This is a genomic window from Streptomyces sp. NBC_01334 (genome assembly GCF_035983595.1).
Taxonomy (GTDB): domain Bacteria; phylum Actinomycetota; class Actinomycetes; order Streptomycetales; family Streptomycetaceae; genus Streptomyces; species Streptomyces coriariae.
Window position 1 is genome coordinate 4,524,707 of record NZ_CP130718.1, and the last position, 21,526, is coordinate 4,546,232.

Genomic DNA, 21,526 nt, shown 5'->3' on the forward strand with positions numbered 1-21,526 from the left:
CGGCGGCCGGGCAGGTGCTGACGGACGGTGGCCGTCAGGCCTCCGGGACCGCCGACTTCGGCCGCCCCACCTGCGTCCGGACCGCGCCCATGCTCGCCGCGACGACCAGGGCGATCGCGGCCGCCTGGATCGTGGTCAGGGCCTGGTCGAGGATGAGGAAGCCCGCGGTGGCGGCGACAGCCGGTTCCAGACTCATCAGGATCGCGAAGGTGGAGGCGGGCATCCGGCGCAGGGCGAGGAGTTCGAGGGTGTAGGGCAGAACCGAGGAGAGCAGGGCCACCGCCGCCCCCAGCCCCAGCGTCACCGGGTCGGCCAGTTTGCTGCCCGACTCGGCGAGGCCCAGGGGAAGGAACAGCAGGGCGCCCACCGCCATCGCCAGCGCCAAGCCGTCCGCCTGCGGGAAACGGCGGCCGGTGCGGGCGCTGAAGACGATGTACGCCGCCCACATCGCTCCCGCCCCCAGCGCGAAGGCGACACCCACCAGGTCGAGGCCACCACCCAGCCCTCCACCGTCCCCGCCGTGGCCGCCGCCCCCGCTGAGCAGGAAGACGCCCGCGAGGGCCAGGCCGGCCCAGACCAGGTTCAGCGCACGGCGCGAGACCACGACCGACAGCGCGAGGGGGCCGAGGACCTCCAGCGTCACCGCCGCGCCCAGCGGGATGCGGTCCACCGCCTGGTAGAAGAGGCCGTTCATCGCGGCCATCGTGACGCCGAAGACGACGACCGTGCCCCAGTCGGTGCGGGAGTGGCCGCGCAGCCGGGGCCTGCAGATCACCAGCAGGACCACCGCCGCCACCAGCAGCCGCAGCGCCACCACGCCCAGGGCGCCCGCCCTCGGCATCAGTGTCACCGCCAGCGCGCCGCCGAACTGCACCGAGATGCCTCCGGCGAGCACGAGGCCGACCGGGCCGAGGGCGCCCAGCCGGCCCGGAGCCCCGGGGGCGCCGGTCGCTGTGGCGGTGGGGGCGAGCTGGGGTGTGGCGGCGGTGTCGGGGGCAGTCACGGGCGGTCCTGGGGCTCGGCTCGAGGTGCGTACATCACGCTGCACTGTCAAGTCCAGGGTAATGGACTCGGTCAGGCGTGTGAACCCGTTATGCCACTGTCTCGGGCTGTGAGACGTCAGCCGCCCTCGACGCGGAGCAGGCGGCCGGCGGCTATCTGCGCGCCATGTAGAGGTCGAGCGCTCGGTGCAGCAGCTTGTTGAGCGGGAAGTCCCACTCGCCCAGGTACTCCACGGCCTGTCCGCCCGTGCCCACCTTGAAGCGGAGCAGGCCGAGCAGGTGGTTGGACTCCTCCAGGGTGTCGGTGATCCCCCTCAGGTCGTAGACGGCGGCGCCCAGTTCGTGGGCGTCGGCCATCATGCGCCACTGCATGGCGTTGTTCGGCTGGACCTCGCGCCTGCGGCCGGTGGAGGCGCCGTAGGAGTACCAGACATGCTCGCCGACGGTCAGCATGGTCGCCGCCGCGAGAACCTCCCCGTCGTGGTGGGCGAGGTAGAGCCGCATACGGTCGGGGTGTTCGGCGTTCAGCGCGCTCCACATACGCTGGAAGTAGGACAGGGGGCGCGGGATGAAGCGGTCGCGTTCGGCGGTCTCGGTGTACAGCCCGTAGAACGCCGGGAGGTCCTCCGCCCCACCCCGGACGACCTTCACGCCCGCCTTCTCGGCCTTCTTGATGTTGCGCCGCCACTGCTGGTTGAGGCCGCTGTGGACGTCCTCCAGCGTGCGTCCGGCGAACGGGACCTGGAAGACGTAGCGCGGCTGACCGGCCGCGAAGCCGTCCTCACCGCCCGGCTCGGTCTGCTGCCAGCCGGCGCGGCGCAACCGGTCGGCGACCTCGAAGGCGCGCGGTTCGTACGAGCTCGCCTCGGCGTCCCGCAGCCGGTGGGCGCCCGGGTCGGCGATGGCCGCCTTGACCGCGTCGGCGCTCCAGCGCCGTACGACGACGGGCGGGCCCATCTTCACCGAGAACGCCCCCTGCGCCTTCAGCCACGCGAGCATCGGCTCCAGCCAGCGCTCGACCAGATCCGGCGCGTGCCAGTCGACGAGCGGCCCCTCGGGCAGATACGCCAGGTACTTCCGCAGCCTCGGCAACGGCCGGAACAGCACCAGCCCCACCCCCACGAGCGCACCCGTCCCGTCGGTCCAGCCCAGGCTCTCCGCCCGCCAGTCCGGCTTCACGTCACCCCACGAGGGGATCTGCATATGGCTGGCGGAGGGGCGGGCCGCGACGAACGCCAGGTGCTCGTCGCGGGTGATGAACTGGACGCGCAGGCTCATACGCGGGGCTCCTTCGAATGACCGTTCGAATCGCCCGTTCGCATCGCCGGACGACCGTCCCGGTCAGCGTAGGAGTCGGCCCCGCCCATCCCCGGCTCAGCCACGCCCGCCGCCGCCCGACGCCGCCCGCCGCCGCCCGACGCCGCCCGCCAGCGCCCGACGCCGCCCGGCGGCAGGCCGCCTCCCCCTCAGGCCCCGCAGCGCTCCCCTCAGGGCTCCCTCGGCGCTCCCTCAGTGCGCCCGTCCGTCGTCCTCCAGGTGCTCTGCCAGTACCTCCGCGAGGTGTCTCCCCCGGGCCCCCGCCAGCTGCTCCAGTTGGGTGCGGCAGGAGAAGCCGTCCGCCAGGACCACCGCTCCCTCGGGGGCGTCCCGCACGGCCGGCAGGAGCTGCTCCTGCGCGCAGGCCTCCGACACCTCGAAATGGCCCTTCTCGAAGCCGAAGTTGCCGGCGAGGCCGCAGCACCCGCCGCTCAGGTCGCCGGTCAGACCCGCGGCCTCGCGCAGCCGCCGCTCGGCCGCGTCGCCCAGCACCGCGTGCTGGTGGCAGTGGGTCTGACCGACCGCCGGACGGTCCAGGCGGGGCGGGGTCCAGTCGGGCGCGTGCCGCTCCAGGGCCTCCGCGAAGGTGAGGACGCGGGCGGCGAGGCGGGCCGCGCGCGGGTCGTCGTGCAGCAGCTCGGGCAGGTCGGTGCGCAGGGCGGCCGCGCAGCTCGGCTCCAGGACGACGACCGGCGCGGCCGTCTCCAGCACCGGCTCCATCAGGTCGAGCGTGCGGCGCAGCACCACGCGCGCGTGGTCGAGCTGGCCGGTGGAGACGTACGTCAGCCCGCAGCAGACCCGGCCCCGGCGGGCGGTCAGCAGCGCGGCCGCGCTCCTCGACCGGCCGTCGCCCACCGGCCGGCCCCGCATCCGCAGGGTCGGCGGCAGCGCCACCCGCAGCCCCGCCGCCTCCAGGACCCGCACGGCGGCCCGGCCCACGGACGGCGAGAGGTGCTCGGTGAAGGTGTCGGGCCACAGGACGACCAGGTCACCGCCCTGCCCCGGCCCGGGGGCGGGGGCGGGCTCCCGGCGCCGCCACCACCCGCTGAACGTCTCCCGCGCCAGCCGCGGGATGTCGCGCTCGGCCGCGATCCCGCCCAGCCGCTTGGCGACGCCCGCCAGCGGGCCGACCGAGGCGAGCGCGTTGAGCGGGGCGGCCGCCCGCAGCCGGCTCGCCCACCGCAGCCACACCGGCAGCCGCCCCATGCTGTAGTGGGCGGCCGGACGCCGACGGCCCTCGTAGTGGTGATGCAGGAACTCCGCCTTGTAGGTGGCCATGTCGACCTCGACGGGGCAGTCGGAGCGGCAGCCCTTGCAGGACAGGCACAGGTCGAGCGCGTCCCGGACCTCCGTGGAGCGCCAGCCGTCGGTCACCAGCTCACCGGCCAGCATCTCGTGGAGCAGCCGGGCACGCCCGCGCGTGGAGTGCTCCTCCCGGCCCGTGGCCCGGAACGACGGGCACATCACCCCCGACCCCGCTCCCGGCACCGCTCCCGGTGGGGTCGTCGTACGGCACTTCGCGACGCCGACGCACCGGCGCACCGCCGCCGAGAAGTCACCGCCGTCCGACGGGTAACCGAAGGCCACGTCGACCGGCTCGCGCGGGAGCACGGCGAAGCGCAGGTTGCCGTCGAGGGGCGCGGGGCGCACCAGCATCCCCGGGTTGAGGAGGTCGTCCGGGTCCCAGACCGCCTTGGCCCGCTCGAACAGGGCGACCATGTCCTGCCCGTACATCTTCGGCAGCAGCTCGGCCCGGGCCTGTCCGTCACCGTGTTCGCCGGAGAGGGAGCCGCCGTGGGACACGACCAGTTCGGCCAGTTCCTCGGAGAACCGGCGGAAGCGGGCGATCCCCGCCGCCGTCAGCAGGTCGAAGTCGATACGGACGTGGATGCAGCCGTCCCCGAAGTGCCCGTACGGCGTGCCGCGCAGGCCGTGGTCGGTGAGGAGCACCCGGAAGTCCCTCAGGTACGCGCCGAGCCGGGCCGGCGGCACCGCGCAGTCCTCCCAGCCGGGCCAGGCCTCCGTGCCGTCCGGCATACGGGTCGCCGTCCCGCTCGCGTCCTCGCGGATCCGCCACAGCGCCCGCTGCCCGGCGGCGTCCCGCACGATCCGCGCGTCCAGGACGTCCGCCGCGCGCACGACGGCCTGCGCACGCGCGCGTGCCTCGTCCTCCGACTCGCCGCCCGTCTCCACGAACAGCCAGGCCCCGCCCCGCGGCAGCCCGGCCGCCGCGTCCGACGGCACCAGGTCGGCCGCCATCCCCTCCACCGTCAGCGGCCCGAACGACAGCAGCCCGGCGGCGGCCTCGGCGGCGGCGCCCTCGTCGGCGTACCCCAGCACCGCGAGCACACGCGCGCGTGGAGCCTCGACGAGCCGTACGACGGCCTCCGTGAGCACGCCCAGGGTGCCTTCGCTGCCGCAGAAGGAACGGGCGACGTCGACGCCGTTCTCCGGCAGCAGCGCGTCCAGCGCGTATCCCGAGATGCGGCGGGGCAGCTCGGGAAAGCCGGTCCGCAGCCGGGCGAGTTCCCCGTCCACCAGTGCGCGCAGGCCGTCCGGCGCCCCCGCCCACCCCTGCCCGAGCCGCAGCCGTCCCCCGCGCGCGGTGACGACCTCCAGCTCGCGCACACCGTCCGCCGTCGTCCCCCACGCCACCGAGTGGGAGCCGCACGAGTTGTTGCCGATCATCCCGCCGAGCGTGCAGCGGCTGTGGGTGGAGGGGTCGGGACCGAAGCGCAGCCCGTGCGGGGCCGCGGCCTCCTGGAGCCGGTCGAGTACCAGCCCCGGCTGCACGACGGCCGTCCGCGCCCCCGGATCCAGGGCGACCAACCGGTTCATGTGGCGCGTGAAGTCCAGCACCACCCCGGTGCCGGTGGCCTGCCCCGCGATGGACGTACCCCCACCGCGCGCGACGACCGGCACACCGTGCGACCGGCACACCTCCAGCACGGCCGCCACGTCGTCGGCGTCCCGGGGCGCCACCACGCCCAGGGGAACGCGGCGGTAGTTCGACGCGTCCATGGTCACGAGCGCCCGGGAGGTGACATCGAAGCCGACGTCACCCCGGACGGCCTTGCGCAGTTCTGCCTCAAGATCCGTCATGACTTCAGCAAACCAGCACGCGTCCGCGCCTACAGCCCGTCCGGCATTTGCGGACGAGGCCGTCCAGCCCCAAGGGAAGGGGAGGCCTGGGGGGGGGAGGGATGGCCCGGGGGAACAGCCCCCGACACCGCGACACGCCCCCGTCTCACCCGACGGACCAGGTTTCACCCAGGTTTCCCCCACCGGCTAACCTCGCTTCCGTGGCTGAGATCCGGATTCCTGCTGACATCAAGCCCGCCGACGGTCGATTCGGCGCGGGCCCCTCCAAGGTGCGGGTGGAGGCGCTGGACGCCCTGGCCGCCACCGGCACGTCCCTCCTCGGCACCTCCCACCGCCAGGCCCCGGTCAAGAACCTGGTCGGCCAGGTACGCGAGGGCATCTCCGAGCTGTTCTCCCTGCCCGAGGGCTACGAGGTCGTCCTCGGCAACGGCGGCTCCACCGCGTTCTGGGACATCGCGACCCACGGCCTGATCGAGAACAAGTCGCAGCACCTCACGTTCGGCGAGTTCTCGTCCAAGTTCGCGAAGGCCGCCAAGCTGGCCCCGTGGCTGGCCGAGCCGACCGTCGTCTCCGCCGACCCGGGCACGCACCCCGAGCCCGTGGCCGAGGCGGGTGTCGACGTCTACGCCTTCACCCACAACGAGACCTCCACCGGTGTCGCCGCCCCGATCAAGCGCGTACCGGGCGCCGACGAGGGCTCCCTCGTCCTGGTGGACGCCACGTCCGGCGCCGGCGGCCTCCCGGTCGACATCGCCGAGACGGACGTCTACTACTTCGCCCCGCAGAAGTCCTTCGCCTCCGACGGCGGCCTGTGGATCGGCGTGTTCTCCCCGGCCGCGATCGAGCGCGCCGAGCGGATCCACGCGTCCGGACGGCACATTCCCGAGTTCTTCAGCCTGCCGACGGCGATCGACAACTCCCGCAAGAACCAGACGTACAACACCCCGGCCCTCTCCACCCTCTTCCTGCTGAACCAGCAGCTGGAGTGGATCAACGGCCAGGGCGGCCTGGACTGGTCGGTGCGCCGCACCGCCACCTCCGCGCGCACGCTGTACGGCTGGGCCGAGGACGTGAAGTACGCCAACCCGTTCGTCACCGACCCGGCCAAGCGCTCCCAGGTCATCGGCACGATCGACTTCTCCGACGACGTGGACGCGGCCGCCGTCGCCAAGGTGCTGCGCGCCAACGGCATCGTCGACACCGAGCCCTACCGCAAGCTCGGCCGCAACCAGCTGCGGGTCGCGATGTTCCCGGCGGTCGATCCGGCCGACGTCGAGGCGCTCACCAAGAGCATCGACTACGTGATCGAGAAGCTCTGACCGCTTCGGTACCGCATGAGTACCCCTCAGGTATGAGGCCGAAGGGCGCCCGGTGACCACCGGGCGCCCTTCGTCGCGTCTCACACCGCCGGGCATCTCACACGGCCGTGCAGCTCACGCTCGGCACACCCCCTCCCCCGGGCGTACCACCGAACCCGAAGCTCGCCGAACCGCCCGCCGGGACCGCCCCGTTGTGCGAGGCGTTCACCGCGGTCACGCCCGTCCCGCTCTGGGTGTACGAGGCGTTCCACATGCTGGTGATCTGCTGTGCGCCGCTCCAGGTCCAGGTCACCTTCCAGGAACCGATCGCCGTGGTCCCGGTGTTGGTGACCTTCACCTCGGCGTTGAAGCCGCCACCCCAGTCGCTGCTGACGGTGTAGGCGGCGGCGCAGGATGCCGTACCGCCACCGCCGCCCCCTCCGCCGCCGGTCCCCGGGAAGCCGGGCGCCTTGACGCTCGCCAGGTATCCGTCCTTCACGGTGTCGACGCTCTGCCAGTCGTCCTTGAGGATGCCGCCCGTGTCACCGGAGTTGGGGTTCCAGGACCAGAAGGTCCAGTGGAAGGAGTCGGCGCCGTACGTCGACGTCGGCCGGAGGTAACTCACCAGGGCCGCCAGCCACTTCTGGTCCACCGTGGACTGGAGCGTGGTGCCGAACTCGCCCACCCACACGGGCGCGATGTTCTGCTTGAAGATGTAGCCCCAGTACTTGTCCCAGATCCCCGGCATGTTCGCGGGGAACGTCGGGTCGCTGAACCAGCTCTGCTGGGCGACGCTCGTCGCGTAGTCGTGGGCCGAGTACACGACCCGGTTCGCCACGTCGAGCTGCACCGGGTACTGGCCGACACCCATCAGGTTGCCGCCCCACCAGCCGGAGACGCCGTTGAAGGTCTGCACGCCCTCGACGAAGATCAGCAGGGCGGGGTTGACGGACAGGACGGCGTTGCCGGCCCGTTGCGCGGCCAGCCGCCAGTCGGTCGCGGTGTCGCCGCAGCCCCAGCAGGCGGGATCGTGGGGTTCGTTGTGCAGGTCGATGCCGACGACCGTGTCCTGGCCCTGGTAACGGGTCGCGAGGGCCTTGAGGTTGGCGATCCACGTCGACTCGGGGACCGCGGCCGTGTACCAGAGCGCCGACTGCCCGCCCCCGTCCGGCCGGTGCCGGTCGAGGATGACCTTCAGACCGTCCTGGCCGGCGTACGAGACGATCCTGTCCAGGATCTGGAGCGAGTTCAGGCCCTGGAGGTCGGCGTTCTTGCCGCTGCTGAAGTCGATGCTGTTGGGGACGGTCGTGCTCTTGAAGATGTCGTCGCTGTAGGGGATGCGGATCGTGTTGTAGCCCAGCGTCCTCATCTGGTCGATCATGCTCTTGTAGTCGCGGGACCAGAGTCCGTGGACGACGTAGTTGCCGGTCTCGAAGCCGAACCAGTTGATCCCGGCGACCCGGACCGGCTGCCCGGCGGCGTCCAGGATCTGCCGGCCGCTGGTGTGCCAGTAGCCGGCTCCGGCCGCGGCCGCGACGGTGGCGTCCGCCGTGACGGTGTCCGCCGCGCGGGCCGTCTGCGCTCCGGCTCCCAGCGGTATCAGAAGCGCGGCGGCCAGGCCGCACAGCACTCTTCGCAAGCTGCGGAACAATTCGCTGCTTCCTCTCGGGAGGCGCGGGCCCGAAACACATGGGAGCGCTCCCATACACCGCGCACCACCCAGGAAACTGACACACCATGACCACGTCAAGAAGCGCGGCAAGGGCGGCAGCCACGCCGGCGGCGCCCCGAGAGCGCTCAGTTGCGGCGCAGCAGCCGGCGGAGGCCGAAGAAGGCGACACAGACCGCGGCGACCGCCAGGGCGCCGAACTTCACGCTGCCGGTGGCCGAGGAGCCGCCACCTTCACCCGAGGCGCTCGAACTTCCGCTCCCGGAGGGCGACTTGGCACCCGAAGCGGCGCCCTCGGGGGCGTCCTCCGCCACCACGGAGCTCCCGGAACCCTCGCTCCCGTACATGATCTTGGTTCCGTCGGCGGAGTAGCTGACGGACTCCCCCTGCCGCTGGAGCGGCACGTCGAGCCGGCCCTCGCGCTTGATCTTCCCGCCGTTCCAGGCGTAGGAGATGCCGCCGAAGTAGCCGCGGACGGCGAGCTGGGCACCGTCCGGGGAGAAGGCGGCGTCGGTGGCCCACAGGTCGACGGCGGCGACGGGCTTGAAGACGTTCGCCCCGGAGGCGGAGAGGTTCGCCGGCCCCTCGTAGAGGTGCCCGCCGTCCTCCTTCTTGTCGATGATGTAGACGCGTCCGGTCTTGGGGTGCACGAGGAGCGACTCGGCGTCGCGGGCGCCGTCGGAGTACTTCACGACGTACTGGGTGGCCTTGACGGTCTGGTCGACGAGCTTCTTCGGCTCGGGCAGCCGGTAGATCCACACGTACTGCCAGGTGCCGCCGAGGTTGTCGCCGATGTCGCCGACCCAGATCTCGTTGCCCGGCCCGATGGAGATCGCCTCGACGTCGCGGGGCGTGCCGACGCCGGTCAGGGTGAGCCGGGCGACGGTCTTCCCGGTCGCGCTGTCGACGGCGTAGAGGTAGGGGCCGTCGTCGCTGTCGTTGTGCGTCCAGTAGACGCCCGGGTGCTGACGGGAGGCCGCGAGACCGCTGGACTCGGTGATGCGCGGATCCTCGACGGTGAATCCCTTGTCGCCGTCGGCCGCGTACGCGGCGGGCGCGGTGGACGCGGCGAGCACGGTGAAGGCGCCCGAGAGGAGGACTCCGGCGAGAAGGGCTCCGGCCCGGACGGCGAAAGATCGGCGCATGCCCACAAGCCTGCCATCCCGCCCGCCCGTTCACGGATTCGTGGCCGGTCTCACACGCCCCCGGCAGCGGTGATCCTTTGCCGATCCCTCATCATGAGCGGATGCTCAGGTTCATGCCCGTAGGCGACTCGATGACGATCGGCAGCTCGGGCGAGCACACCTGGCGTTACCGCATGTGGCGGCACCTGTGCGCCACGCACGACGGCCCGTTCACCCTCTCCGGGCCGCGCGAGACGCTCTACGACAAGGCGACGGACTCTCCCGCGTCGTACGCCTACGCCGACCCCGACTTCCCGCGCGGTCACCTGGCCGGCTGGGGCGAGGGCTGGCTGCACATGGCCCCGCTGATCGGCGAGGCGGTGCGGACGTCACGGGCGGACATCCTGCTGGTCTCGCTGGGCCTGATCGACCTGGGCTTCTACACGAACGCCGAGCAGACCGCCGAGAACGCCCGCGCCTTCGCCGCCGAGGCCCGCGCGGCGAACCCGCGGATCGCCATGGTGTGGCTGCCGGTCATCCCCAACATCCGCGCCGCGGACGACGCGCCCTTCGCCGCCCAGGTGACCCGCTTCAACGAGCTCCTGGCGAAGACGGCCGCCGACCTGAACGAGCCGGGCTCCCCCATCCTCCTGGCCTCGGTCCCGGAGTCCTGGGACATCGACACCGACACCTACGACGGCACCCACCCGAACGCGAACGGCGAACACCGGCTGGCGTCGGCCTTCGCGGCGGCGATGCACCAGGGGTGGGGGCTGGGCGGAGAGTACGCGGGCTGAGGTCCGCGCCCCGCCCGGTTCTGGCATATGCGCTCCGCGCCGTGACCTGGTCACCGTGCGTAGCAAGTGCCATCTGTACACCGAGCCCAAGGACGGCGAGTGCTTGAGTGAACTGTCCGTCGCCTTCGGCACGGAGATCGACCTCTCCACCTCCCTCGGCCTCACCCTCAAGACCGACGAGTTCCCCCGCGACCGACCCGTTTCCCGGCCGGTCCCCCTTGCATGGAGCGCACTCCAAGTCGTTGGCTTGTGCTTCATGAAGTACACGCAGCTCGGACGTACCGGACTCAAGGTCAGCCGCCTCGTCCTCGGCACCATGAACTTCGGCCCGCAGACCGACGAGACCGACAGCCACGCGATCATGGACGCGGCGCTCGGCGCGGGCATCAACTTCTTCGACACCGCGAACGTGTACGGCTGGGGTGAGAACAAGGGCCGTACCGAGGAGATCATCGGCAGCTGGTTCGCCCAGGGCGGCGGGCGCCGTGACCAGGTCGTCCTCGCCACCAAGGTGTACGGCAACATGGCCGCCGACGGCGACGCCTGGCCGAACCACGACAAGCTCTCCGCGCTGAACATCCGGCGGGCCGTCGACGCCAGCCTGAAGCGGCTCGGCACCGACCACATCGACCTCTACCAGTTCCACCACGTCGACCGCAGCACTCCCTTCGAGGAGATCTGGCAGGCCATCGACGTACTGGTGCAGCAGGGCAAGATCCTCTACGCCGGCTCGTCCAACTTCCCCGGCTACAAGATCGCCCAGGCCAACGAGATCGCCGCCCGGCGCGGCGGCACCATCGGGCTCGTCAGCGAGCAGTGCCTGTACAACCTGGCCGAGCGGCGCGCCGAGATGGAGGTCATCCCGGCCGCGCAGGAGTACGGCCTCGGGGTCATCCCGTGGTCGCCGCTGCACGGCGGGCTGCTCGGCGGGGTCATCAAGAAGCAGGCCGAGGGCGGCCGCCGCGCCTCGGGGCGGGCCGCCGACACCCTCGCCGACGCCACCGCACGCGCCCAGATCCAGGCCTACGAGGACCTGCTGGACAAGCACGGCGTGGAGCCCGGTGAGGCCGGCCTGGCCTGGCTGCTCACCCGGCCCGGCGTGACCGGCCCGATCGTCGGTCCGCGCACCGCCGAGCAGCTCGACTCCGCCCTGCGCGCGGTCGAGCTGGAGCTGAGCGAGGAGCTGCTGTCCGGCCTGGACGAGATCTTCCCCGGGCCGGGGCCGTCACCGGAGGCCTTCGCCTGGTAGCGGGCGCGTCCCGAAGGGCGGGGGAACTGCGCGACCAGCCGTGCCCGGCAGGCACTCGGCGAACGGCGCGCGGTTCCCCGGCCGCAGCCTGGCCAGGCCTATCTACCGACCGCCGCCGCCACGGCAACCACGACGAACAACAACACGAGCGCACCGGCCATGATCCGGTTCCGGGTCTTCGGGTCCACGTGTGGAGCCTAACCGGCCCCGCCGAGCGCCCAGCGCCCGACCGGCTCGTAACGGGGCTGCTCCCCGGGAACGCCGGACCTCGGCAGGCTGCTGCGGACCAGCACCAGCTCCCCCACCGTCCAGGTGCGGCCCTCGAAGGCGTCCAGCGCCTCGACGTACGCCTGCACGTCCACCGCCTCGCGGCTGCGGGCCAGCGTGAGGTGCGCCTTGTAGCGGCGGTGCTCCCCCGTCTCCACGCCCGCCTTCCGGGCCGCCGCCTCCGCCCGGTCGGCCAGCAGGCGCAGCGCCGGTACGTCCCCGGCGGCCCCGGCCCACAGCGCCCGCCCGTGTCCGAACTGTCCCCCGCCCCGCACGGCCAGCGCGAAGGGCGTGCCGCGGTGCGCGGCCCGCCCCAGCCGTGCCGACAGCTCCGGTACGAGGTCGTCGTCGACCTCGCCGTAGAAGGCGAGGGTGAAGTGCCAGCCGGGGCGGCCCGTCCAGCGCAGCCCGTCCGCACCGGGCAGCATGTGCAACCGGGCGACCTCGGCGGCGAGTTCGTCGGCGATGTGGTCCGGGGGCAGCACGGCGGCGAAGAGTCTCATGCCCCCGATTTTCCCGGTCGGCGGGGCCGCCCGCCCGGCATGATGGGCGTCATGCGGATCACCATCAGAGAAGGCGGACCCGACGACGTCCCCGTGATACTCGGCATGCTCGACAGCAGCGTGGAGTGGCTGGTCGCGCAGGGGCGCCCCGGCCAGTGGGGGACGAATCCCCTGTCCCGGAGCCCGAAGACGGTGGAGTCGGTCGCCCGGTACATCGACGAGGGCTGGGCGTACGTCGCCGAGGCCGACGGCGTACCGGCCGCCACCCTCACCCTCACCGACTCGCCCGGCGCGTATCTGGCCCATCTCCCGCCGCCCGGGGAGCCCGAGCGGTACATCCACTGGCTCGCCTCCGACCGGCGCTTCAAGGGCCACGGGGTGGGCAGTGCCCTGCTCGCGCACGCCGCCGAGGAGACCCGGCGGGCGGGCGTCGGCCTGCTGCGGGTGGACTGCTACGCGGGCGACGACCGCAAGCTCGTCGCGTACTACGAGGCCAACGGCTTCACCCCGACCGAGGCCTACACGGTCGGCGAACACGCGTGGCCGGGCCAGGTGCTGGCCCGGAGGGTACGGCCCCCTGCCGCATCCTCCGGGTGACGCCGTACGACGTCAGGCCACCGCGGCGAGTTCCCGGGTCTCCCGGGGCACGAACCGCACGCTCGGGTGGCCGTGGTGCCAGCCCACCGCCAGGCGCAGGTTGCCCATCCGGGCCAGGACCAGGCCGATGGTGACGGCCGCGACGGCCGAGACGGCGCCGCCCGCCGCCAGGCCCGCCCGGACGCCGTACGCGTCCGTGATCCAGCCGGCGATCGGCGCGCCGATCGGGGCGCCGCCCATGAACACCATCATGTAGAGGGCCATCACCCGGCCGCGCATGGCCGGGTCGGTGCTCAGCTGGACGCTGCTGTTGGCGGTGACGTTGACCGTCATGCCGAACATGCCGATCGGGGCCATGAGCAGGGCGAACAGCCACAGGGAGGGGGCCATGGAGGCCACGATCTCCATCGCGCCGAAGGCCACCGCCCCGGCGACCAGCACCCGCATCCGGGCGGTGCCGCGCCGGGCCGCGAGCAGGGCGCCCGCCAGGGAGCCCACCGCCATCAGCGTGTTGAAGAGGCTGTAGGACCCCGCGCCCGCGTGGAAGACGTCGTCGGCGAAGGCCGAGAGGTAGACGGGGAAGTTGAAGCCGAAGGTGCTGACGAACCCGACCAGGACGATCGTCCAGATCAGCTCGGGGCGGCCTGCGACGTACTGGAGCCCCTCGCGCAGCTGGCCCTTGCCGCGCGGGGCACGCTGGACGGCGTGCAGGTCGCGCGAGCGCATCAGCAGCAGGCCGGCGAGGGGGGCGACGAAGGACAGCCCGTTGAAGAGGAACGCCCAGCCGGTCCCGACGCCGGTGATCATCACGCCTGCCACGGCGGGGCCCACCAGCCGGGCGGACTGGAAGTTCGCGGAGTTGAGGCTGACCGCGTTCTGGAGCTGGTCGGGGCCGACCATCTCGGAGACGAAGGTCTGGCGGGCGGGGTTGTCCAGGACCGTCGCGAGGCCCACGGCGAAGGCGGCGACGTAGACGTGCCAGACCTGGACGTGGCCGGAGAGGGTGAGGACGGCGAGCGCGATGCCGGTGAGGGCCATCGCGGACTGGGTGAACAGCAGCGTCCGGCGCTTGGGCAGCCGGTCGACGAGCACGCCGCCGTAGAGGCCGAAGAGCAGCATGGGCAGGAACTGGAGGGCCGTCGTGACGCCGACGGCGGTCGCGGAGCCGGTGAGGCTGAGGACCAGCCAGTCCTGGGCGATGCGCTGCATCCAGGTGCCGATGTTGGACACGACCTGGCCCATGAAGAACAGGCGGTAGTTCCTGACCTTCAGAGAGCTGAACATCGATGACTTGCGGGCGCCCGCGGCGGGCTTCTCGGCAAGGGTCTCGTGAGTGGTCGGTGCGGGGGCGGAGTCTGCTCCGGATCCCGAACTCAAAAGGGTCGCCTCCTCATGGCCTGACGGCTGTCTACAGGTGTGCGAGTTTCTCCAGCACGGGGGCGGCGGCGCGCAGTTTCGCCCACTCGTCCTCGTCGAGCCCGTCGACCAGGGTGGCCAGGAAGGCGTTCCGCTTGGCGCGGCTCTCCTCGAGCATGGCCTCGGCCTGCTCGGTCTTGGTGACGACCTTCTGGCGCCGGTCCTCGGGGTGCGGCTCCAGCCGGACCAGACCCTTGGCCTCCAGCAGCGCCACGATGCGGGTCATCGAGGGCGGCTGCACATGCTCCTTGCGGGCGAGCTCGCCCGGGGTGGCACTGCCGCAGAGGGAGAGGGTGCCGAGCACCGACATCTCGGTGGGGCTCAGCGACTCGTCGACCCGCTGGTGCTTGAGCCGACGGGACAGCCGCATCACGGCTGAACGAAGGGAGTTCACGGCGGCAGCGTTGTCGCCATGGGTGAGGTCAGGCATCTCTTTAGCGTAACTCATTACTCTGGCTAAACAAGCTGGGGGTGGCCGGATTCCCCGTGACCCCGGCCACGGAAACCTCGTCATCACTCGAACGAGTGAGTAGGCAGCGAAAGTGACCGGACTGCGGTACGTGCCCGCGACCCTCGTCTCATGGGGACCAGTGTGCTCAGCCTGCGGATAGACGAGGAGCTGCTCGAACGGCTCCGGCAACATGCCGCGAAAAGGGGAATGAGCGTCCAGGACTATGTCGTCCAGACGCTCATTCGCGATGACTTCGACGAGCGGTTCCAGACCGCCGTCGAGGAGACGGAGAAGTTCTACGGGCTCACCTGAGCCGCCGCCGCGGGCGGGCGGGGACCAGGTGAGGCCGAGGCCGCATCAGGTGAGGCCGAGGGCCGGCATCAGGTAGTAGAAGGCGAAGACGGCGGAGACCACGTACATGGGCGCCGGGACCTCCCGGCCGCGCCCGGCCGCCAGGCGCAGCAGCACGAAGGTGATGAAGCCCATGCCGATGCCGTTGGTGATCGAGTAGGTGAACGGCATCATCACCATGGTGATGAAGGCCGGGATGGCGATGGTGAGGTCGGCCCAGTCGATCTCCTTGACCGAACCGGCCAGGATCAGGAAGCCCACCGCGAGCAGGGCCGGGGTGGCGGCCTGGGACGGGACCATCGTGGCGACCGGCGTGAGGAACAGCGCGACGGTGAAGAGGCCGCCGGTGACGATGTTCGCGAGGCCGGTGCGGGCGCCCTCGCCGACGCCGGCCGTGGACTCCACGAAGGCGGTGGTGGCGGAGGAGGAGCTGGCACCGCCCGCGGCGACCGCGAGGCCGTCGACGAAGAGGACCTTGTTGATGCCGGGCATCTCGCCCTTGGCGTTGGTCAGCTTGGCCTCGTCGCTGACGCCCATGATCGTGCCCATCGCGTCGAAGAAGCACGACAGCAGGACCGTGAAGACGAAGAGGATGCCGGTCAGGACGCCGACCTTGTCGAAGCCGCCGAACAGGCTGAACTCACCGATGAGCCCGAAGTCGGGGGTGGCGACGGGGTTGCCGGGCCACTCGGGGGTGGTGAGACCCCAGGACGGGATCGTCGCGACCGCGTTGATGATCAGCGCGAGGACGGTCATCGCGACGATCGAGATGAGGATCGCGCCGGGTACCTTGCGGGTGATCAGGGCCAGCGTGAGCAGGGCGCCCAGGATGAAGACGAGGACCGGCCAGCCGTTCAGGTGACCGTCGGCGCCGAGCTGGAGCGGGACGGTGGTGTGGGCGGCGTCCGGGATGCGGCTGACGAAACCGGAGTCGACGAGGCCGATCAGCATGATGAACAGGCCGATACCGATGCTGATCGCCTTGCGCAGGCCGAAGGGCACCGCGTTCATGACGCGCTCACGCAGACCGGTGGCGACCAGCAGCATGACCACGAAGCCCGCGAGCACGACCATGCCCATGGCGTCCGCCCAGGACATCCGGGGGGCGAGCTGGAGGGCGACCACCGAGTTCACGCCCAGGCCGGCGGCCAGGGCGATGGGCACGTTGCCGATGACGCCCATGAGGAGCGTGGTGAAGGCGGCTGTGACACAGGTGGCGGTGACCAGCTGGCCGTTGTCGAGCTGATGCCCGTACATGTCCTTCGCGCTGCCGAGGATGATCGGGTTCAGCACGATGATGTACGCCATCGCGAAGAAGGTGGCGAAACCACCCCGGATCTCGCGGGGCAGGCTGCTGCCCCGTTCGGTGATCCTGAAGTAACGGTCGAGGGCGCCGAAGAGGGGCGTGGCTCCCGGCTGTTCAGGGGCGGGGACCTTGGCGGGGGCCGACGTGGGCATCTTTTGGCGTTTCCTACGAAGAGAAGTGGTCAGTACCAAACCGTTTCAGTATGAACATATAACGTTCGGATCGGCCATCTCCGCGCGTAGACCCGACTGCCTCGTAAGCTGAGCACCATGAAGAAGTGGATCCCTGAACACGAGGCGCCGGAGCCCCTGGAGGGCCCCGTGGTCGCCACCGTCACCGGCGGCACGATCCTCTGGTTCGTCCTCTTCCTCGTCCAGCTCCCCTTCTACGGCTGGTACGACGACCACGGCCACCTGTGGTGGATCTGGACGTGCCTCGCGGGCGCCGGACTCGGCCTCATCGGCATCTGGTACGTCCGCAAACGGGACGCGGCGATCAAGCGGGACGCGGCGAGCGGGCCGACCGGGCCCGCGAGCCCGGTCACCGACTAGGGGCTGTCCCCCAGGCAGGTCCCGGGGCGCTACTACCGAGGTACTGGACGGCACCGCGCCCGTCCTCCCGAAGTCGGATCTTCGGCGTCCTCAGGGGGTGAACCCCCAGATCCGCACGTACCGTCGATCCCATGGCCCACACCGACGCCCCCGCCTCCGTGCCGACGGCGACCGGCCTCACCGCCGCCGAGGTCGCGGAGCGCGTCGCGCGCGGTCAGGTGAACGACATACCCGTCCGCAGCAGCCGCTCCGTCGGCGAGATCGTCCGGGCGAACGTCTTCACCCGGTTCAACGCGATCATCGGCGTCCTCTGGGTGGTCATGCTGTTCGTCGCCCCCATCCAGGACGGCCTGTTCGGTTTCGTGATCCTCGCCAACACCGGCATCGGCATCATCCAGGAGTGGCGGGCGAAGCAGACCCTGGACTCCCTCGCGGTCGTCGGCGAGGCCCGGCCCACCGTCCGCCGCGACGGCACGGCCGTCGAGGTCTCCACCTCCGGACTCGTCCTGGACGACGTCATCGAGATCGGCCCCGGGGACAAGGTCGCCGTGGACGGGGTGTGCGTCGAGGCGGACGGCCTGGAGATCGACGAGTCACTGCTCACCGGCGAGGCCGACCCCGTCGTCAAGCGGCCGGGCGACCAGGTCATGTCGGGCAGCTTCGTGGTGGCCGGCGGCGGCGCCTTCCAGGCCACGAAGGTCGGCCGGGAGGCCTACGCAGCCCAGCTCGCCGAGGAGGCCTCCCGCTTCACGCTCGTCCACTCCGAGCTGCGCTCCGGCATCTCCACGATCCTCAAGTACGTGACCTGGATGATGGTCCCGGCCGCGATCGGCCTGGTCGTCACGCAGCTCTTCGTCAAGAACAACGACCTCAAGGAGTCCATCGCCCGCACCGTCGGAGGCATCGTCCCGATGGTCCCCGAGGGGCTCGTCCTGCTCACCTCCGTCGCCTTCGCGATCGGCGTCATCCGACTCGGCCGAAAACAGTGCCTGGTGCAGGAGCTGCCGGCCATCGAGGGCCTCGCCCGCGTCGACACCGTCTGCCTGGACAAGACCGGCACGCTCACCGAGGGCGGTATGGACGTCACCGGGCTCAGCACGCTCGACGGCTACGACGAGTCGTACGTCCGCCGGGTGCTCGGGGCCCTCGGCGAGTCCGACCCGCGGCCCAACGCCTCCCTCCAGGCGATCATCGACGCCTACCCGGACGCCGAGGACTGGCGCTGCACCGAGTCCCTGCCCTTCTCCTCCGCCCGCAAGTACAGCGGCGCCAGCCTCAGCGAGGGCAACGGGGAGAACGGCACCTGGCTGCTGGGGGCGCCGGACGTGCTGCTGGCCGACGACGATCCCGCCCTCGCCGAGACCGAGCGGCTCAACGAGCAGGGCCTGCGGGTGCTGCTGCTGGCCCGCGCCGCCCGCGACCTCGACGACCCCGAACCCGCACGCGGCGCCAAGCCCGCCGCACTCGTCGTACTCGAACAGCGGCTGCGGCCGGACGCCGCCGACACCCTGCGCTACTTCGCCGAGCAGGACGTCCGCGCCAAGGTCATCTCCGGCGACAACGCGGTGTCGGTGGGGGCGGTGGCCGCGAAGCTCGGGCTGGACGGCCGTACGGTCGACGCGCGCCGGCTGCCCGCCGAGCAGGAGGGCATGGGCCGGGCGCTGGACGAGGGCACGGTATTCGGCCGGGTCACCCCGCAGCAGAAGCGGGACATGGTCGGCGCGCTCCAGTCGCGCGGGCACACGGTCGCGATGACCGGGGACGGCGTCAACGACGTCCTCGCGCTGAAGGACGCCGACATCGGCGTCGCGATGGGCTCGGGATCCGAGGCCACCCGGGCGGTCGCGCAGATCGTGCTGCTGAACAACAGCTTCGCGACCCTGCCGTCGGTGGTGGCGGAGGGCCGGCGGGTCATCGGCAACATCACCCGCGTGGCGACCCTGTTCCTGGTGAAGACGGTCTACTCGGTGCTGCTGGCCCTGCTGGTGGTCTGCTGGCAGGTCGAATACCCCTTCCTGCCCCGGCACCTGACGCTGCTGTCCACCCTCACCATCGGCATCCCCGCCTTCTTCCTCGCCCTCGCCCCCAACAAGGAACGGGCCCGGCCGCACTTCGTACGAAGGGTGATGCGGTACTCGATCCCGGGCGGGGTGGTGGCCGGGGTCGCTACCTTCGTCACCTATCTGGTCGCCCGTCACCACTACACCGGCCCGGGCTCGTTGGAGGCCGAGACCAGCGCCGCGACCCTCACTCTGTTCCTGATCTCGATGTGGGTGCTGGCGATCATCGCCCGGCCCTACACCTGGTGGCGGGTGCTGCTGGTGGCCTCGATGGGCGCGGCGTTCGTGCTGGTGCTGGTGGTCCCGTGGCTTCAGGACTTCTTCGCGCTGAAGCTGATCGGGATGGCCATGCCGTGGATCGCGGTGGGGGTCGCGGCGGTGGCGGCGGTCGCCCTGGAGTTCTCCTGGAAGTGGGTCGACCGCCGTTTCCCGGCTTAGCCGCTTGCGTGCAGACTTACTTGACGTCGACGAAGTCGCCCGCCGCGCTGACCGCCGGGGTCGTCGTGGTGCCGGCGAAGCTGTAGCGGTAGTAGCCGTCGGCGGCGGCCTTGACCGTGGTCTTCAGAGCGCCGGTCGAGCTGGTCTTCACGGTCTTGACCGTGGTGTAGGTGGTGCTGCCCTTCTTCTTGAACTGGAGCTTCACCGGCTGGGCCGCGTAGCCGCCGAGCTTGTTGGTGTCCCAGTTGGCGCGGGTCAGCTTGCCCGTGACGGTGAGGGTCTTGCCCTTCTTCACCGGCTCCGGGGTCGCGTCGGCCGTCAGCTGGGCCTGGCGCTGCACGTTGACGGCGCCCAGATTGCTCTGCCACTTGAGGTCGGCTTCGCCGGTGGCGTCGTGCGGGACGGCGAGCGCGCCCACCTTCCAGGTGCCGGCCTGGCTGTTGGCCAGGTCGTCGTACGCGCTGGAGACGGTGGGACGGAACTGGATCTTGGCGGTGCAGCTGAGGACCGTCGTGGAGACGGCCTTGCAGGTGCCCGGCTCGTCACCGGCGATGATCTGGGCGTTCGCGTTGAGCGAGGTGCCCCGGTAGAGCATCGGGCCGTTGTCGAAGGAGCTCGTGCTGAGGCTCGCGGGCTTCGTCACGGTGTACGTGGCGGTGACGGTGACCTTGGTCGAGGGGCCGACCACGACGGCCTTGCCCGCGTTGACCTTCATGTTGGAGAAGGTGACGTTCGGCGCCGCAGTCGGGGCGGCCTGAGCGGCCGGGACGGCGAGGGCGGACAGGGCGAGGGCGCCGGAGGAGGCGACCACGAGGGCGCGTATGCGCATTGCGTTCCCCAGATGGGAGAGAGATCTCGGAGTCTGTTGACTCATCGGGTGAGATCCATGACGGACGGAGCCAGTTGTGCGGCGGGAGGCAAGAGCTGCGTAAGAGCGGAGAACGGCCGGCCCCGGAAATCCGGAACCGGCCGTTCTCCGCTACAGCGTGCTACTTGTCGCTTGACGTACGACGACCTACTTGACGTCGATGAAGTCGCCCGCGGCCTTGACCGCCGGGGCGGTCGTGGTGCCGACGAAGCTCCAGCGGTAGTAGCCGTCCACGCTCGCCTTGACGGTGGTCTTCAGACCGCCGGTCGAGGTGGTCTTGACCGACTTCACCGTGGAGTAGGTGGTGGAGTTCTTCTTGCGGAACTGGAGCTGGGCGTAGACGCCGGAGTAACCGGTGTACTTGGCGGTGTCCCAGTTGGCACGGGTCAGGCTGCCCGTGACGGTGATGGTCTTGCCCTTCTTCACCGGCTCCGGCGCCGCGTTGACCGTCAGCTTGGACAGCCGCTGGAGCTTGGTGGTGGCCAGGGCGTCGCCCTCGACGTAACCGACCTTGGTCCAGTCGATGTCGTCGTCGGTGTACGGGTCGACGTCGTTCCAGTCGACGACGTAGCCGAGCGCCTTCCAGGTGGTGGCGTCGGCGTTGTAGAGCTCCTCGCCCGGGAGGATGTCGATCGTGCCCTTGCAGGAGGCGACCGTGGCCGAGGTGTTGGTGCAGCTCGGCCAGTCGTCGCCGACGAGGATGTTGGTCGGGTCGTCGAACGCGCCGCGGTAGATGACCAGGTCCAGCTCGGTGTCGTCGGCGGTGACGTCGACGCCCGCGCCGTGCGTGACCGTGAAGGTGACCGGGGCCGTGACCTTGCCGCTGGTGCCGGCGACGATCGGCTTGCCGCCGTTGATCCTGACGTTGCCGAACTTGGCGTCCAGCGCGTACGGGGTGCCGGTGTCGGCGGGGGTCGAACCGGTGAAGGCGCTCTTGCCGGAGGTGGCCGCGTGGAGGGCCTTCAGGGTGTCGACGGGGTTGTGCGAGTCGCTGCCGGTGGCCTGCGCGGCCGGCACGGCGAAGGCGGACAGGGCCAGGGCGCCGGTGACGGCGGCCACGGTGGCTCGTATGCGCATAGTGCGTTCCCCCTGCGGAGAGGGGCCCGGACGGTGGCCGCTCGCACGGCTCGTCGTAGCATCCGGGGCCCAAAGTGATGGTGG

Annotated in this window: 18 protein-coding genes; 7 read left to right on the plus strand and 11 right to left on the minus strand. The window is 71.2% G+C overall.

Features of this window, described 5'->3' with window-relative positions:
• Positions 1-34: 34 nt before the first annotated feature.
• The 3 genes from OG736_RS20155 to OG736_RS20165 form a co-directional block, all read right to left on the minus strand.
• A complete protein-coding gene (locus tag OG736_RS20155; RefSeq protein ID WP_327183692.1) occupies positions 35-1,003 on the minus strand; it encodes an EamA family transporter in 969 nt (322 codons plus the stop codon).
• A gap of 151 nt (positions 1,004-1,154) precedes the next feature.
• On the minus strand, positions 1,155-2,279 hold the full coding sequence (locus OG736_RS20160) for a lipid II:glycine glycyltransferase FemX (protein WP_327183693.1): 1,125 nt from the start codon (positions 2,277-2,279) through the stop codon (positions 1,155-1,157).
• Between the two features lie 231 nt (positions 2,280-2,510).
• Positions 2,511-5,420: an FAD-binding and (Fe-S)-binding domain-containing protein gene (locus OG736_RS20165; protein ID WP_327183694.1), complete on the minus strand. Its 2,910-nt coding sequence runs from the start codon at positions 5,418-5,420 to the stop codon at positions 2,511-2,513.
• A gap of 200 nt (positions 5,421-5,620) precedes the next feature.
• Between OG736_RS20165 and serC the strand changes: the two genes are divergently transcribed.
• On the plus strand, positions 5,621-6,739 hold the full coding sequence (gene serC / locus OG736_RS20170; protein ID WP_327183695.1) for a phosphoserine transaminase: 1,119 nt from the start codon (positions 5,621-5,623) through the stop codon (positions 6,737-6,739).
• A 97-nt stretch (positions 6,740-6,836) separates the two neighbouring features.
• Here serC and OG736_RS20175 read toward each other — a convergent pair whose 3' ends face one another.
• Complete coding sequence (locus OG736_RS20175) at positions 6,837-8,369, minus strand: cellulase family glycosylhydrolase (protein ID WP_327183696.1); 1,533 nt, start codon at positions 8,367-8,369, stop codon at positions 6,837-6,839.
• 146 nt (positions 8,370-8,515) lie between these two features.
• On the minus strand, positions 8,516-9,532 hold the full coding sequence (locus OG736_RS20180; protein WP_327183697.1) for a TolB-like translocation protein: 1,017 nt from the start codon (positions 9,530-9,532) through the stop codon (positions 8,516-8,518).
• Positions 9,533-9,633: 101 nt separating this feature from the next.
• Here OG736_RS20180 and OG736_RS20185 point away from each other — a divergent pair, with 101 nt between their 5' ends.
• Complete coding sequence (locus OG736_RS20185) at positions 9,634-10,308, plus strand: GDSL-type esterase/lipase family protein (RefSeq protein WP_327183698.1); 675 nt, start codon at positions 9,634-9,636, stop codon at positions 10,306-10,308.
• Positions 10,309-10,564: 256 nt separating this feature from the next.
• Positions 10,565-11,557 (plus strand): aldo/keto reductase, encoded by a 993-nt coding sequence (locus OG736_RS20190; RefSeq protein WP_327187661.1) that lies wholly within the window; start codon positions 10,565-10,567, stop codon positions 11,555-11,557.
• Positions 11,558-11,754: 197 nt separating this feature from the next.
• Here the strand turns inward: OG736_RS20190 and thpR are convergent, their stop codons facing one another.
• A complete protein-coding gene (thpR, locus tag OG736_RS20195; protein ID WP_327183699.1) occupies positions 11,755-12,327 on the minus strand; it encodes an RNA 2',3'-cyclic phosphodiesterase in 573 nt (190 codons plus the stop codon).
• Positions 12,328-12,378: 51 nt separating this feature from the next.
• Between thpR and OG736_RS20200 the strand changes: the two genes are divergently transcribed.
• Positions 12,379-12,924: a GNAT family N-acetyltransferase gene (locus OG736_RS20200; protein ID WP_327183700.1), complete on the plus strand. Its 546-nt coding sequence runs from the start codon at positions 12,379-12,381 to the stop codon at positions 12,922-12,924.
• A 12-nt stretch (positions 12,925-12,936) separates the two neighbouring features.
• Here OG736_RS20200 and OG736_RS20205 read toward each other — a convergent pair whose 3' ends face one another.
• Both OG736_RS20205 and OG736_RS20210 read right to left on the minus strand, forming a co-directional pair.
• A complete protein-coding gene (locus tag OG736_RS20205) occupies positions 12,937-14,301 on the minus strand; it encodes an MFS transporter (RefSeq protein ID WP_442817055.1) in 1,365 nt (454 codons plus the stop codon).
• A 31-nt stretch (positions 14,302-14,332) separates the two neighbouring features.
• Positions 14,333-14,770 carry a MarR family winged helix-turn-helix transcriptional regulator gene (locus tag OG736_RS20210; protein ID WP_057600790.1) on the minus strand — a complete coding sequence of 146 codons (438 nt, stop codon included), beginning with the start codon at positions 14,768-14,770 and terminating at the stop codon, positions 14,333-14,335.
• Between the two features lie 150 nt (positions 14,771-14,920).
• On the opposite strand from OG736_RS20210, the gene OG736_RS20215 reads away from it, so the two are divergent.
• Entirely contained in the window at positions 14,921-15,103 is a 183-nt protein-coding gene (locus OG736_RS20215) for a CopG family antitoxin (RefSeq protein ID WP_020130247.1), read from the plus strand.
• 45 nt (positions 15,104-15,148) lie between these two features.
• On the opposite strand, the gene OG736_RS20220 is transcribed toward OG736_RS20215, so the two are convergent.
• Positions 15,149-16,600, minus strand: a complete 1,452-nt coding sequence (locus tag OG736_RS20220) for an NCS2 family permease (RefSeq protein WP_327183702.1) — start codon at positions 16,598-16,600, stop codon at positions 15,149-15,151.
• A gap of 117 nt (positions 16,601-16,717) precedes the next feature.
• On the opposite strand from OG736_RS20220, the gene OG736_RS20225 reads away from it, so the two are divergent.
• Positions 16,718-16,999: a DUF2530 domain-containing protein gene (locus OG736_RS20225; RefSeq protein WP_327183703.1), complete on the plus strand. Its 282-nt coding sequence runs from the start codon at positions 16,718-16,720 to the stop codon at positions 16,997-16,999.
• Positions 17,000-17,130: 131 nt separating this feature from the next.
• Positions 17,131-19,497 (plus strand): HAD-IC family P-type ATPase, encoded by a 2,367-nt coding sequence (locus OG736_RS20230; protein WP_327183704.1) that lies wholly within the window; start codon positions 17,131-17,133, stop codon positions 19,495-19,497.
• Between the two features lie 16 nt (positions 19,498-19,513).
• Here the strand turns inward: OG736_RS20230 and OG736_RS20235 are convergent, their stop codons facing one another.
• Both OG736_RS20235 and OG736_RS20240 read right to left on the minus strand, forming a co-directional pair.
• Positions 19,514-20,326 carry a hypothetical protein gene (locus tag OG736_RS20235; RefSeq protein WP_327183705.1) on the minus strand — a complete coding sequence of 271 codons (813 nt, stop codon included), beginning with the start codon at positions 20,324-20,326 and terminating at the stop codon, positions 19,514-19,516.
• 186 nt (positions 20,327-20,512) lie between these two features.
• Positions 20,513-21,442, minus strand: coding sequence for a hypothetical protein (locus OG736_RS20240; RefSeq protein ID WP_327183706.1), 930 nt, complete (start codon positions 21,440-21,442; stop codon positions 20,513-20,515).
• Between the last annotated feature and the right edge of the window lie 84 nt (positions 21,443-21,526).

Bases quoted from the DNA above. Each gene is read 5' to 3' on its own strand.
- OG736_RS20165 (WP_327183694.1), bottom strand. From the start codon at position 5,420: ATGACGGATCTTGAGGCAGAACTGCGCAAGGCCGTCCGGGGTGACGTC.
- OG736_RS20160 (WP_327183693.1), bottom strand. From the start codon at position 2,279: ATGAGCCTGCGCGTCCAGTTCATCACCCGCGACGAGCACCTGGCGTTC.
- OG736_RS20240 (WP_327183706.1), bottom strand. From the start codon at position 21,442: ATGCGCATACGAGCCACCGTGGCCGCCGTCACCGGCGCCCTGGCCCTG.
- OG736_RS20185 (WP_327183698.1), top strand. From the start codon at position 9,634: ATGCTCAGGTTCATGCCCGTAGGCGACTCGATGACGATCGGCAGCTCG.
- OG736_RS20180 (WP_327183697.1), bottom strand. From the start codon at position 9,532: ATGCGCCGATCTTTCGCCGTCCGGGCCGGAGCCCTTCTCGCCGGAGTC.
- OG736_RS20215 (WP_020130247.1), top strand. From the start codon at position 14,921: ATGGGGACCAGTGTGCTCAGCCTGCGGATAGACGAGGAGCTGCTCGAA.
- OG736_RS20235 (WP_327183705.1), bottom strand. From the start codon at position 20,326: ATGCGCATACGCGCCCTCGTGGTCGCCTCCTCCGGCGCCCTCGCCCTG.
- OG736_RS20200 (WP_327183700.1), top strand. From the start codon at position 12,379: ATGCGGATCACCATCAGAGAAGGCGGACCCGACGACGTCCCCGTGATA.
- OG736_RS20230 (WP_327183704.1), top strand. From the start codon at position 17,131: ATGGCCCACACCGACGCCCCCGCCTCCGTGCCGACGGCGACCGGCCTC.
- OG736_RS20190 (WP_327187661.1), top strand. From the start codon at position 10,565: ATGAAGTACACGCAGCTCGGACGTACCGGACTCAAGGTCAGCCGCCTC.
- OG736_RS20225 (WP_327183703.1), top strand. From the start codon at position 16,718: ATGAAGAAGTGGATCCCTGAACACGAGGCGCCGGAGCCCCTGGAGGGC.
- OG736_RS20220 (WP_327183702.1), bottom strand. From the start codon at position 16,600: ATGCCCACGTCGGCCCCCGCCAAGGTCCCCGCCCCTGAACAGCCGGGA.
- thpR (WP_327183699.1), bottom strand. From the start codon at position 12,327: ATGAGACTCTTCGCCGCCGTGCTGCCCCCGGACCACATCGCCGACGAA.
- OG736_RS20210 (WP_057600790.1), bottom strand. From the start codon at position 14,770: ATGCCTGACCTCACCCATGGCGACAACGCTGCCGCCGTGAACTCCCTT.